The 11,975-nt window shown below is 67.7% G+C and carries 11 protein-coding genes; 6 read left to right on the forward strand and 5 right to left on the reverse strand.

Translation table 11 applies throughout. The features are described 5' to 3' along the window. Positions 1–49: 49 nt before the first annotated feature. A complete protein-coding gene (locus V3391_RS13015; protein WP_332078862.1) occupies positions 50–1,018 on the reverse strand; it encodes a LysR family transcriptional regulator in 969 nt (322 codons plus the stop codon). A gap of 153 nt (positions 1,019–1,171) precedes the next feature. Here V3391_RS13015 and aceB point away from each other — a divergent pair, with 153 nt between their 5' ends. The 4 genes from aceB to V3391_RS13035 all read left to right on the forward strand — a co-directional run bounded on the left by aceB (position 1,172) and on the right by V3391_RS13035 (position 5,232). Next, on the forward strand, positions 1,172–2,761 hold the full coding sequence (aceB, locus tag V3391_RS13020; RefSeq protein WP_425497295.1) for a malate synthase A: 1,590 nt from the start codon (positions 1,172–1,174) through the stop codon (positions 2,759–2,761). Positions 2,762–2,818: 57 nt separating this feature from the next. Continuing rightward, entirely contained in the window at positions 2,819–4,150 is a 1,332-nt protein-coding gene (aceA, locus tag V3391_RS13025; protein ID WP_425497261.1) for an isocitrate lyase, read from the forward strand. Positions 4,151–4,260: 110 nt separating this feature from the next. Beyond that, the gene (locus V3391_RS13030; RefSeq protein ID WP_332078864.1) at positions 4,261–4,710 is read left to right on the forward strand and encodes a hypothetical protein; all 450 of its coding nucleotides are present in this window, start codon (positions 4,261–4,263) and stop codon (positions 4,708–4,710) included. A 207-nt stretch (positions 4,711–4,917) separates the two neighbouring features. Further along, positions 4,918–5,232, forward strand: coding sequence for a hypothetical protein (locus V3391_RS13035; protein WP_332078865.1), 315 nt, complete (start codon positions 4,918–4,920; stop codon positions 5,230–5,232). A 103-nt stretch (positions 5,233–5,335) separates the two neighbouring features. On the opposite strand, the gene V3391_RS13040 is transcribed toward V3391_RS13035, so the two are convergent. Further along, positions 5,336–7,429 carry a S9 family peptidase gene (locus tag V3391_RS13040; RefSeq protein WP_332078866.1) on the reverse strand — a complete coding sequence of 698 codons (2,094 nt, stop codon included), beginning with the start codon at positions 7,427–7,429 and terminating at the stop codon, positions 5,336–5,338. A gap of 191 nt (positions 7,430–7,620) precedes the next feature. On the opposite strand from V3391_RS13040, the gene V3391_RS13045 reads away from it, so the two are divergent. Continuing rightward, positions 7,621–8,586 carry a DUF4349 domain-containing protein gene (locus V3391_RS13045; RefSeq protein ID WP_332078867.1) on the forward strand — a complete coding sequence of 322 codons (966 nt, stop codon included), beginning with the start codon at positions 7,621–7,623 and terminating at the stop codon, positions 8,584–8,586. A 51-nt stretch (positions 8,587–8,637) separates the two neighbouring features. On the opposite strand, the gene V3391_RS13050 is transcribed toward V3391_RS13045, so the two are convergent. Next, positions 8,638–10,149: a YifB family Mg chelatase-like AAA ATPase gene (locus tag V3391_RS13050; protein ID WP_332078868.1), complete on the reverse strand. Its 1,512-nt coding sequence runs from the start codon at positions 10,147–10,149 to the stop codon at positions 8,638–8,640. 10 nt (positions 10,150–10,159) lie between these two features. Further along, on the reverse strand, positions 10,160–10,450 hold the full coding sequence (gene ubiK, locus V3391_RS13055) for a ubiquinone biosynthesis accessory factor UbiK (protein WP_332078869.1): 291 nt from the start codon (positions 10,448–10,450) through the stop codon (positions 10,160–10,162). Between the two features lie 217 nt (positions 10,451–10,667). Between ubiK and V3391_RS13060 the strand changes: the two genes are divergently transcribed. Then, the gene (locus tag V3391_RS13060) at positions 10,668–11,006 is read left to right on the forward strand and encodes a P-II family nitrogen regulator (RefSeq protein WP_232136472.1); all 339 of its coding nucleotides are present in this window, start codon (positions 10,668–10,670) and stop codon (positions 11,004–11,006) included. Between the two features lie 79 nt (positions 11,007–11,085). Here V3391_RS13060 and speE read toward each other — a convergent pair whose 3' ends face one another. After that, a complete protein-coding gene (gene speE, locus V3391_RS13065; protein WP_332078870.1) occupies positions 11,086–11,937 on the reverse strand; it encodes a polyamine aminopropyltransferase in 852 nt (283 codons plus the stop codon). Between the last annotated feature and the right edge of the window lie 38 nt (positions 11,938–11,975).

The raw sequence follows: 11,975 nt of genomic DNA on the forward strand, positions 1-11,975 counted from the left end.
AACAGCAACCGCAACCGCAACCGCAACGGCACGGCAAACCAAACCCGAGCTACCGCTCCGAATGCCCCGCATCCTCATGATCCCGCCGCACGAACAGATCCGGCCGGATCAGCTCGATGAAGGCGCGCGCCTGCGGTGACAACACCTTGCCCTTGCGCACAACCACGCCGTAGGAGCGTGCCGGAAACCACGCCGACACCGGTCGCGTCTTCAGGCGCGCGCTGTCGCTGTCGTCGAGGCAGATCGAGCTGACGATCGAGATGCCCATGCCCATCGCCACGTATTGCTTGATGACCTCCCAGCCGCCGACTTCCAGCGCCACGGTGTAGGGCACGCGGGCCTGCTGGAAGACCTGGTCGACGAGGCGGTAGGTGATCTGGCGTTTCGGCGGAAGTATCAGGCCGTAGCGGCCGATCTCCTCCAGCGTGAGCGTCTTCGCGCGGGCGAGGGCGTGGTCGGGCGGGGTCAGCAGGATCGGGTCGAAGCGGTAGACCGGCGCGTAGCTGAGATCGCCGGGCACGTCGACCATCGAGCCGACCACGAGGTCGACGGCGTCGCTGCGCAGCAGGTCGGTGCCGTCGGCGGTGATCGCGTCCTGCAGGGTCAAGCGCACGTCCGGGTGCTGGCGGCGGAACAGGTCGACGATGCGCGGCAGCAGATAGAGGATCGTCGAGCTGTTGGCCGCGACCGTCAGTTCGCCGGCGTCGAGCCCGCCGACTTCGCGCCGGAATGCTGCAGGCAAACCGTCGAGTCCCTCGACCAGCGGCATCGCCAGTGCATAGAGCGCCTCGCCCTCGCGCGTGGGCACCAGCCGCCGACCGCTGCGCTCCAGCAGTTTGACCCCGAGCTCGCGTTCCAGCGCCTGCAGCTGCAGCGAGATCGCGGGCTGGCTGACGTAAAGCGCCTCCGCGGCGCGTGAGACTGAACCCAAACGCGTGGTCTGGCAGAAGGCCCGCAGGGGTTTGAGCCGATCGCTCTTGTACGGAAATCTGAGCTCTGACGGGGACTTGGCGGTCATCGAACTGCTCGTATAAGCGCAGCTGATGATAGGCATTGACAGAACTCGGTTGTCAAATAATCGGCATGGGAGGACGGTCTGCTGCACCGCAATACCGCCGCTGCACGCGAAAGGACCGCTCCCGTGAATGCCGTCGTCAAGCCCGCTCCGCCCATCGAAGATCCCCGCATCACCGTGCCCGTCGGCACCCCAGCCGACCTGCTGGATGCAAATGCCCGCGCGTTCCTAGCCGATCTGCACGACCGCTTCGACGCCCGCCGTCTCGCGTTGCTGGCAACGCGCCGCAGCCGCCAGGCCGCCTTCGATGCCGGCGCGCTGCCGGACTTCCGCACCGCGACGCGCAGCATCCGCGAGTCCGAGTGGCGGGTCGCGCCACTGCCGGCCGCGCTGCGCGACCGCCGGGTCGAGATCACGGGCCCGGTCGATCCGAAGATGGTCATCAACGCGCTGAACTCGGGCGCGAACTGCTACATGGCCGACTTCGAGGACTCGACGTCGCCGACCTGGGACAACCTGCTGACCGGCCAGCGCGCGCTGCGCGAGGCGATCGACGGCACGCTGGCGTTCACCTCGCCCGCCGGCAAGCGCTATGCGCTCAAGCCCGAGGACCAGCGCGCCGTGCTGATCGTGCGGCCGCGTGGCTGGCATCTCGACGAGAAACACGTGCGCATCGACGGCGCGCCGATGTCGGGCGCGCTGTTCGACGCCGGCCTGTTCGCGTTCCACAACGCGCACGCGCTGGCGGCGAAGGACCGCGGCCCGTACTTCTACATTCCCAAGCTGCAGTCGATGGAAGAGGCGCAGCTGTGGGACGACGTGCTGGCCCACGTCGAGCGCACGCTGGGGCTGCCGGCCGGGCAGATCCGCGTGACCGTGCTGATCGAAACCCTGCCGGCCGTGTTCGAGATGGACGAGATCCTGCACGCGCTGAAGGACCGCATCGCCGGCCTCAACTGCGGGCGCTGGGATTACATCTTTTCCTACCTCAAGACCTTCCGCCGGCACCGCGACCGCGTGCTGCCCGAGCGCGCGCAGGTGACGATGACGCAGCCGTTCCTGAAGGCGTACTCGGAACTGCTGGTGCAGACCTGCCACCGCCGCGGCGCGCATGCGATGGGCGGCATGGCGGCGCAGATTCCGATCGCCGGCGACGACGCGGCGAACGATGCCGCGATGGCGCGCGTGCGCGCCGACAAGCTGCGTGAGGTCACCGCCGGCCATGACGGCACCTGGGTCGCGCATCCGGCACTCATCCCGCTGGCGAAGCAGATCTTCGACGAGCGCATGCGCGGCCCGCACCAGCACGCGATGACGCGCGACGACGTGCTGGTGGATCGCGACGATCTGATCGCACCGTCGATCGGCACGATCAGCCGCGGCGGATTTGACGGCAACGTCGAGGTCTGCGTGCGCTACATCGCCGCCTGGCTCGACGGCAACGGCTGCGTGCCGATCCACCACATGATGGAAGACGCCGCGACGGCCGAAATCGCGCGCGCGCAACTCTGGCAATGGCTCCACTACGCCGACGACGGCCATGCGCCGCTGCATCTCGACGATGGCACTGCGATCGACGAGGCCCTGCTCGACCGCGTGCTGCTGTCGCTGCCGTCGAAGCTTGCCGGTCAGGCTATCCCGGGCGCGGCGCGCGTGCCCGAAGCCATCGCGCTGCTGGAGGACCTGACGCATCGCGACACGCTCGAGGATTTCCTCACGCTGCCAGCGTACGCGCGCCTCGACTGAGGCCCACGCCTCGCCCACACCGCCCGATCCCCTATCCGTTTGCGAAGGAGTTCCATCATGCGTACCCGCCAGCAACAGATCGACACCCTGCAACAGGACTGGAGCACAAACCCTCGTTGGACGGGCATCCAGCGGCCGTACTCCGCCGCCGACGTCGTGCGTCTGCGTGGCAGCGTGCAGCCCGAGCACACGCTGGCCAAGCGCGGCGCCGAGAAACTGTGGGCGCTGGTCAACGGCGACGCGAAGAAGGGCTACGTCAACGCTTTCGGCGCGATCAGCGCAGGCCAGGCGATGCAGCAGGCCAAGGCCGGTCTGGAAGCGGTGTACCTCTCGGGCTGGCAGGTCGCCGCCGACGGCAACAGTTCCGAGACCATGTATCCGGACCAGTCGCTGTACGCCTACGACTCGGTGCCGACGATGGTCCGCCGCATCAACAACACCTTCCAGCGCGCCGACGAGATCCAGTGGAAGAACATCGCCGACGGCAAGCTCGACGAGTCTGAGGCGATCGATTTCTTCCTGCCGATCGTCGCCGACGGCGAGGCCGGTTTCGGCGGCGTGCTCAACGCCTACGAGCTGATGAAGAACATGCTGGTCGCCGGCGCGTCGGGCGTCCATTTCGAAGACCAGCTGGCCGCGGTCAAGAAGTGCGGCCACATGGGGGGCAAGGTGCTGGTGCCCACGCAGGAGGCCGTGCAGAAACTGGTCGCCGCGCGTCTGGCCGCCGACGTGCTCGGCGTGCCGGCGATCGTGCTGGCGCGTACCGACGCCGAAGCCGCGAACCTGCTGACCTCCGACTTCGATGCCAACGACGCGCCCTTCGTCACCGGCGAGCGCACGAGCGAGGGCTTCTACAAGGTGCGCAACGGTCTGGAACAGGCGATCAGCCGCGGCGTGGCCTACGCGCCGTATGCGGATCTGGTCTGGTGCGAGACCGGCACGCCCGACATCGGCTTCGCCCGCGAGTTCGCCCAGGCCGTGCACGCGAAGCATCCCGGCAAGCTGCTGAGCTACAACTGCTCGCCGAGCTTCAACTGGAAGAAGAACCTCGACGACCGCCAGATCGCGAGCTTCCAGGAGGACCTGGCGGCGCTGGGCTACAGGTTCCAGTTCATCACCCTGGCCGGCATCCACATCAACTGGTTCAACAGCTTCCAGTTCGCCCACGACTACGCCCGCGGCGAAGGCATGAAGCACTACGTCGAGCAGGTGCAGGAACGCGAATTCGCCGCGCGCGGCAAGGGTTACACCTTCGTCTCGCACCAGCAGGAAGTCGGTGCCGGCTACTTCGACGACGTGACCACCGTGATCCAGGGCGGCGTGTCGAGCGTCACCGCGCTAACCGGCTCGACCGAAGAGGAGCAGTTCTACGAGACGAAGGCGGCCTGAGGCGCGCAGGCGGGCACGTTTGCGGCGGCTTCCGGATCCAGGCGGGAGCCGCTCGCAGCGGCGCGCGAATCGGCATACGCTGCGGTAACCGACCCGTCGAGGTGCGTGCCATGTGGAAGAAGACCGCATTACCGCTGCTCCTTGTTCTTGTGGCATCCGGCGCGAGCGCAACGGATGCACCGACGTCCCAACGGGATGCGAGCGCGATCCGGACCCAGCAGGCCGGCATCCGCCACGATGTCCTTGCGGGAACGCCGCGTTACGCCCACCTCGACGCGGCGTCGAGGACTGAACTGTTGGCTCAGCAGTACCGCGTCGACCGCCTGCTCGCGCACGTCGACAGCACGGCGGCGCTTCCCGAGCGACGCCAGATCGAACTCTTCAATGCGCTGGAATCGATCTCCGCGCTCGTCAACAACGATCCCGGCGGTCGATTGGAGTGCTGGCGCGAGCGCCCGGTCGGGACGCTGCAGGCGCAGACCCGCTGCAGCACCGCGCGGGGCCTGCAGGCGCAGAATCAGACCTACCAGCGCGTCTGGAAGCGAGCTGGCCAGCGGTAGAGGCGTCGTGTGAAGCGCGACATCTCCGCACCGGCACGATCTGAATGGGCGTTGGCGCGTTGTGCTACGGCCGCATATCTTCGTGAAGTGACTCGGAAGACGGCATTCAATTGCAGATCCCGCGAAACGCCAGATTCCGACTATCGAACCAGCGGTTCGATCTCATAGGCTGCAGCGTTGGACGACCTTTCATGCAGGAGCAGACCCATGCGCACGCCACATATGATTCTTCTTTCGATCCTCTTCGGTGGTCTCGTCGTTGCCGGCGCCCCGGCACGGGCCTCCGACACGCCGCCTGCCGCTCCGGTCGGAACACTCGCGACCGACGCTGCGTCCGCCCAAGCCACAGCGGCTGAACAGTCCGAGGACGATCGCACGATCTGCACGCGTGAAAAGCCCATCGGCAGCAACCACACGAAGCGTGTGTGCCGGAAGGCCAGTGAGATGGACACGTTGCGAAGCGACACGCACGGCACGCTGCGCAGCATCGCGCGCCCAAAAGGGCAGATCCGTCTTCCCTGACCGCTCGCGCTGCGCCGTCAACGACGCGCGTGCTGACCCGGGTTTCTGCCCCGAAACCCATCGATAAAACCACCGCAGCAGAAATGCCGCGGTGGTTTCGGTTTTACTTCCGCACTTCCTGCGTATGCGATTTCAGCGCATCCGCCAGACCCGGCACGCCGTCGGCGCCGGTTGGCACGGTGATGCTCGAGCCCTTGAACTCCTCGCCGATCGGCTGTGAACGCCCGCCCAGGCAGGTCTCGAGGAAGCCTTCGGCCACCGCGTTGAATGCCTTGTTGTTCTCGGGCCGTGCGAAGCCGTGGCCCTCGTCGGGGAACAGCACATAGGTGACCGGGATGTTCTTGGCGGTCATCGCCTCGACGATCTGGTCGCTCTCGGCCTGCTTCACGCGCGGGTCGTTGGCACCCTGGCCGATCAGCAGCGGTTTGGTGATCGCGTCGGCGCGGCTCAGCGGCGAGCGCTCGGTCAACCAGGCCTTGCCTTCCTCGGTACGCGGATCGCCCATGCGCCGGGTCAGCTGCTCGAAGAAGCTCGCCCAGTACGGCGGCACCGTCGACAGCAGCGTGTTGAGGTTGGCCGGGCCGACGATGTCGACGCCGCAGGCGAAGGTCTCCGGCGTGAACGTCAGGCCGACCAGCGTGGCGTAACCACCGTAGCTGCCGCCCATGATCGCGACCTTGTCGGACGTGGTGACGCCGCTGTCGACCGCCCACTGCACGGCGTCGATCAGATCGTCGTGCATCTTCGCCGCCCACTCGCCGTTGCCGGCGTTGGTGAACGCCTTGCCGAAGCCGGTCGAGCCGCGGAAGTTGACGCTCAGGACCGCATAGCCGCGATTCGCCAGCCACTGGTCCATCGAGCTGTAGCCGTAGCCATCGCGCGCCCACGGGCCGCCGTGCACCAGCAGCACCATCGGCACCGGCGCATCGGCCTTGCCGTCGTTGTCGGCGTCGGCATGTTTCGGCAGGGTGAGATAGCTGACGAGGATCAGGCCGTCACGCGACTTCAGTTCCAGTGGCCACATCGGCACCAGCGGCTTGCCGTCGAGCGCGGGGCGGCCGGAGAACAGTTCGGTCAGCGTGCCTTCCGCGCCGGCCTCGCCGCGATCGTAGCGGTAGTACTTCACCGGCGATTCGGCGGCCGAGTAGGCGACCAGCCAGTGCTTGTCATCCAGCGTGCGGCTGTTGATCGAGATTTCGCCCGGACCGATCGCCTCGAGCTTGGCGAGATCGGCCTTGATCGAATCGTCGAGCGTGGTCCACTCCTCGCGCAGATAGTTCACCGACACCGCCTGCAGCACGCCGGTGCGCGGATCGGTCAGGCTGCCGCCGACATCGGCGCGCGGATCCTGGTGCACGAGCGTCTTCTCTCCGCTGGTCGTGTCGATCGCGTACAGCGCGGCGGTGTTGCGTTCGCGCGAGTCGGACATGTACAGCGTCCTGCCGTCCTCGGTGAGGCCGGCCGGCGCCGTGGTCAGCACGTCCTCGAACGGGATGTCGTCCTGCACCTCCCAGGCATCGCCGTTGCGACGCAGGACATCCATGCCGCCGTCGGGCCGGCTGCGCGAGGCGAAGCGCAGCGCGTAATCGGCATCGGCGATGTAGCCGGCGATCTGATCGGAGTTCTGCTCGACCAGCGTGCGCGCGCCGCTGGAGAGATCGACCTTGTAGAGATCGTGCCACTGCGCATCCCGATCGTTCATGCCGACCAGCAACGTATCGGGCTGGCGATGGCTCACGCCCACGACCTGCGCGGTGGTCTTCGGGAACGGCGTCAGGTCGCGCGCCTGCGCGCTGTCCACATCGACCGCGAAGAGGTGGAAATCTTCGTCGCCGCCGGTGTCGCGCAGATACAGCAACGTGCCCGGCTTGTAGGTCCAGAAATAGCTGCGGATCCCGCGCGCGGTGTCCTGGGTGACCGCCTTCGCCGCGCCGGGGTCATCGGCCGGCGCGACCCAGACATTCATCGTGCCGTCGACCGGCGCGATCCAGCTGAGGTACTGGCCGTCGGGGCTCAGCTGCACGCCGGCGCGTTCGGGATTGCCGAACAGCGCCTCGCGCGGGATGAGTTCGACATCGGCCAGCGTCGTCGGCGCCGCGGCGGCGGGCGCCTGCGCGGCAGGGTCGGCGGGTTCGTTACGACCGCCACAGGCGGCTAGCGCGACGGCGATGCCGGTCGCGAGCAGGAGTTGGCGCATCAGATTCCCCGGGTGAGTGGTGCCGCGTGACGCTAGCGCGACGCTCTGCGCGGCGTGTTGGAAACCCGTTAAAAGCGCGGCGTGACCGATGGCAGGGTGGCGTCGGACTGCGCAGGGCACGATGCTCGATCGCGCGCGACGCATTCCGCGCACCCCGTCGCCTCCCATACCCACGTTTCCTGGAGAGCTTCATGCTTGAGTTCCGACGCGTTGCGTGGTCGACCTGCGTACTGGCGATGCTGATGGGGGGTTGCGCGAGGCAGCCCGGGGACGCGGCGGAGATGGCATCCGCGTCGGTGGACGCGCCGCAGGCCGAGGCCGTCTCTGCGGAAGACGCGTCGGCCGCGGGCGCGCCGGTCGACGCGGCCGTGCAGATGGCATCCGGCGCCATGACCCAGGACGATGCAGGACGCCGCTTCGTGCGAACCGCGGATGTGCGGTTCTCGGTGGATGACGTCTACCGGTCGGCGCTCGCGATCGAAGACCTCGCGGCCAGCCAGGACGGATTCGTGGTTTCCAACCGGATCAGCTCCGATACGCAGGACGTGCAACGCCACAAGATCGGTGACGGACGACTGCTGGAGCTGACCGAATACACGACACAGGGCGAGCTCGTCGTCCGCGTGCCCAGCGATCGCGCGCAGGCCTTCCTGCGTGCGCTCGCCGAGCAGATGACGTTCCTCGACAGCCGCGACTTCGAGGCCCGCGACGTGCAGTTCGATCTGCTGCGCCAGCAGCTTGCCCAGACGCGGTCGGAGACCTTGCAGCAGTCGCTGGGCCAGGCCGTCCGTGACGAAGATCGACTGGACCGCAAGAGCGAGGCCTTCGCCGCTCGCGAGCAGGCGCTGGCCGCGCGCGACGACGCCCGCGTGGCGCAACGCGAGGTCGAAGACCGCATCGCATTCGCAACGCTGTCGTTGTCGCTGTATCAGCCGGCGCAGGTCCGGCGCAGCGAGCGGCCGGATCCGGACGCTGCATTCGCGCAGCACCGGCCGGGATTCTTCTCCCGGATCGGAGAGGCCTTGCGCGGCGGCTGGCAGGGCGTGCTCGATGTCACGGTTGCGCTGGTGGCCATGTGGCCATTGTGGCTTTTCGTAGTCGTCGCCGTTCTGGTCGCCCGTCTCTGGATGCGCATGCGCACGCGTGCGCAAAGCTGAGCCACCCGGAACCATGTAGCGGCGGACATGGCACGGCGGCGGCGCGCCGGCTCAGGTCTGGGGCGCGCGTCCGCCGCTGGCACCCCGATAGCCGAGCGCCTCGGTGAGATGCGCCGTGGCGATGGCCTCGCTGCCGTCGAGATCGGCAATCGTCCGTGCGACGCGCAGGATGCGGTGCATCGAGCGGGCCGAGAGATGCAGGGCCTCGATCGCGCGCTCGAGCAGGGCCTGGTCCTTCGAGGCGAGCCGGCAATCGCGCGTGGTCGCACTCTGGTCGAGCTGGGCGTTGAGCGTGCCGGCGCGCGCGAGTTGCCGATCGCGTGCCGACGCGACGCGCGCGGCGACGTCGGCGCTGGGCTCGCCGCCCGGCGCATCGGGGCGCAGGGCCGCGGGTGGCAGGCGTGGCACGTCGACGTGCAGATCGATGCGGTCCAGCAGCGGTCCGGAGATGCGTGCGCGGTAGCGGGTGATGACGTCGCTGCTGCACCGGCACCGGCTGGAGACGTCGCCGGCCCAGCCGCAGGGGCACGGGTTCATCGCCGCGACCAGCTGGAAACGCGCCGGGAATTCGCTCTGGCGCGCGGCGCGCGAGATCGTGACGACCCCCGATTCCAGCGGTTCGCGCAGCACCTCCAGCGCATGCCGCTGCCATTCCGGCAATTCGTCGAGGAACAGCACGCCGTTGTGCGCCAACGAAATCTCACCCGGCCGCGGTTCGGCGCCACCGCCGACCAGTGCCACTGCGCTCGCGGTGTGATGCGGATTGCGGAACGGCCGCGTGCGCCAGGCGCTCGGGTCCAGTCCACGTCCACTGACCGACAGCACCGCTGCGGTCTCGAGTGCTTCGGCTTCGCTGGCAGGCGGCAGCAGGCCGGGCAGGCGCGAGGCCAACAGTGTCTTGCCACACCCCGGCGGCCCGATTAGAAGAAGGTGATGGCCACCGGCTGCCGCGATCTCCAGCGCGCGCCGCGCCTGCGCCTGTCCGCGCACATCGCGCAGATCGATCGTCGGCAGGTCCCGCTGCGGCGGCGGGACGGCCTGCGGCAGCGATTTCTGGCCGCCGAGCATCGCGCAGACTTCGAGCAGCGTGCGCGCAGTGTGCACGGCGACATCGGAGGCGAGTGCGGCTTCGGCGCCGTTTGCCGCCGGTACCAGCAGCGAACGTCCGGTGCCGGCCACCGCGAGTGCGGCCGGCAATGCGCCATCGATCGCGCGCAGTTCGCCGGTCAGGCCGAGCTCGCCGACGAATTCCCAGTCGCGCAGTGCATCTGCAGGAATCTGTCCGCTCGCGGCGAGAATGCCGAGCGCGATCGGCAGGTCGAAACGGCCACCGCCTTTGGGCAGGTCGGCGGGCGCGAGATTGACGGTGATGCGGCGCGCGGGAAATTCGTACTGCGCGCACTGGATCGCGGCGCGGACCCGGTCCTTGGCTTCGCGTACCGCCGCTTCCGGCAACCCGACGATCGACATTGACGGCAGTCCGCCGCCGAGATGCACTTCGACCTTGACCTCGGGGGCGCGGATGCCTGCGCGCGCACGTCCGTGCACGAGCGCAAGTCCCATGGTGTGTCCTCTAGTGGGCGGTGTTGCTCGCGTTACCGGTCGACGCGGCGCTCGCCGGCGACGACTGGGCCTCGATCTGACGCACCTGCGCTTCCAGTGCCTCGAGCTTCTCGCGCGTGCGCAGCAGCACCGCGCGCTGGACTTCGAATTCCTCGCGGGTCACCAGATCCAGCTTGGTCAGGCCCGACTGCAGCACGGCCTTGAAGTTTTCCTGGATCTCTTCGCGGCTCTCGCGCAGCCCCGGCGGCACCAGGCTGCTGAGGCGGCGGGCGAGTTCGTCGACGGAGTTCAGATCGATCATCACGGTGTCCTTGATTGCATGGCCAGACTCGCCCGGCGGGTACGTGCATGCCGTCGGCAGTGGCCCTGGGGCGCGGTAGGGGAATCCCGGCGCCTGGCGGGGCGGCACTACAGCATGCGGGTGGGGCCGCGACAAGCCGCGGTTGCCGTGATCGTGTGGGGCGCCGCGTGAGCGTGGCGTATCCTGTCCCCGAATCCATACCGGGGAGGCCCATGCGATGAAAATGGTCATGGCCATCATCAAGCCGTTCAAGCTCGACGACGTGCGCGAAGCGCTGGCCGACGTCGGGGTCAACGGCATCACCGTCACCGAAGTGAAAGGCTTCGGTCGCCAGAAGGGCCACACCGAGCTCTATCGCGGCGCCGAGTACGTGGTCGATTTCCTGCCGAAGGTGAAGCTCGAAATCGTGATCACCGACGACATCGTCGACAACGTCGTCGAAGCGATCCTCAAGTCCGCCGGCATGGGCAAGATCGGCGACGGCAAGATCTTCGTCTACGACCTGGAGCGCGCGGTGCGCATCCGCACCGGAGAGCTGGATTCCGACGCGATCTGAGCTTGCACTGCGCCGCAACGCACGAGGCCCCGCAATGCGGGGCCTCGTCGTATCCAGCGGATGCGGCTGACGCGGTGGCTCAGCCCTCGCCCAACGCCTTCGCCACGAACGGCGGCAGCGACTGCGCGCCCTTGTGGATGTCGGCGGTGTAGTACAGCGTTTCGAACGGCTTGGCGCGCGCGTCGGCGTCGCGGAAATCGAAGCCCTGGCCCTTGCGTGCCAGCGTGCAGCTCCACCAGCCGGTCGGGTAGCACGGCTGCGGGAAGGGCAGGGTCTGGAACGTGGTGAAGCCGGCCTTGCCCATCTCGGTGCGCATGGCCTTGATCAGGTCCAGCAGCACCAGCGGCGATTCGGACTGCTGCACGAGAATGCCGTCATCCTTCAGCGCGCGATGGCAGCTTTCGAAGAACGCCTTGTTGAACAGGCCTTCGGCCGGGCCGACCGGATCGGTCGAATCGACGATCACGATGTCGACACTGCCGGGTTCGCAATTCGCCATATACGCGATGCCGTCGTCGAACAGGATCTCGGCACGCGGGTCGCCATTGGATTCGCACAGCTCGGGAAAGTACTTCTCCGCCATGCGCGTGACCTGCTCGTCGATGTCGCACTGCACGGCCTTCTCGACGCCCGGGTGACGCAGCACTTCGCGCAGCGTGCCGCAGTCGCCGCCGCCGATGATCACGACGGTCTTCGGATCGGCGTGGGTGAACAGCGCCGGGTGCGACATCATCTCGTGGTACAGGAAGTTGTCGCGCGTGGTGACCATCATCGCGCCGTCGATGAGCATGACGTTGCCCCAGTCGGTCGATCCATAGATCTCGATCTTCTGGAACGGCGACTGCACTTCGTCGAGCTTCTTGTTGACGCGGAAGCCGATCGCCGAGCCGGCGGTGTCGAAGTTTTCGTAGAGCCAGTTCGGGGCGGCCATGCGGGGATTCCGGGCGATTGCGGGGCGCGCATTGTAGC

Origin of the sequence: Luteimonas flava, from assembly GCF_036584485.1 — a bacterium.
GTDB lineage: Bacteria > Pseudomonadota > Gammaproteobacteria > Xanthomonadales > Xanthomonadaceae > Luteimonas > Luteimonas flava.

What these genes read in the sequence shown, in the direction of transcription:
- V3391_RS13015 (WP_332078862.1), bottom strand. Translation starts at nt 1,018, where the DNA reads ATGACCGCCAAGTCCCCGTCAGAGCTCAGATTTCCGTACAAGAGCGAT.
- V3391_RS13060 (WP_232136472.1), top strand. Translation starts at nt 10,668, where the DNA reads ATGAAAATGGTCATGGCCATCATCAAGCCGTTCAAGCTCGACGACGTG.
- V3391_RS13030 (WP_332078864.1), top strand. Translation starts at nt 4,261, where the DNA reads ATGTGGAAGAAGACCGCATTACCGCTGCTCCTTGTTCTTGTGGCATCC.
- V3391_RS13040 (WP_332078866.1), bottom strand. Translation starts at nt 7,429, where the DNA reads ATGCGCCAACTCCTGCTCGCGACCGGCATCGCCGTCGCGCTAGCCGCC.
- V3391_RS13045 (WP_332078867.1), top strand. Translation starts at nt 7,621, where the DNA reads ATGCTTGAGTTCCGACGCGTTGCGTGGTCGACCTGCGTACTGGCGATG.
- ubiK (WP_332078869.1), bottom strand. Translation starts at nt 10,450, where the DNA reads ATGATCGATCTGAACTCCGTCGACGAACTCGCCCGCCGCCTCAGCAGC.
- V3391_RS13035 (WP_332078865.1), top strand. Translation starts at nt 4,918, where the DNA reads ATGCGCACGCCACATATGATTCTTCTTTCGATCCTCTTCGGTGGTCTC.
- V3391_RS13050 (WP_332078868.1), bottom strand. Translation starts at nt 10,149, where the DNA reads ATGGGACTTGCGCTCGTGCACGGACGTGCGCGCGCAGGCATCCGCGCC.
- speE (WP_332078870.1), bottom strand. Translation starts at nt 11,937, where the DNA reads ATGGCCGCCCCGAACTGGCTCTACGAAAACTTCGACACCGCCGGCTCG.
- aceA (WP_425497261.1), top strand. Translation starts at nt 2,819, where the DNA reads ATGCGTACCCGCCAGCAACAGATCGACACCCTGCAACAGGACTGGAGC.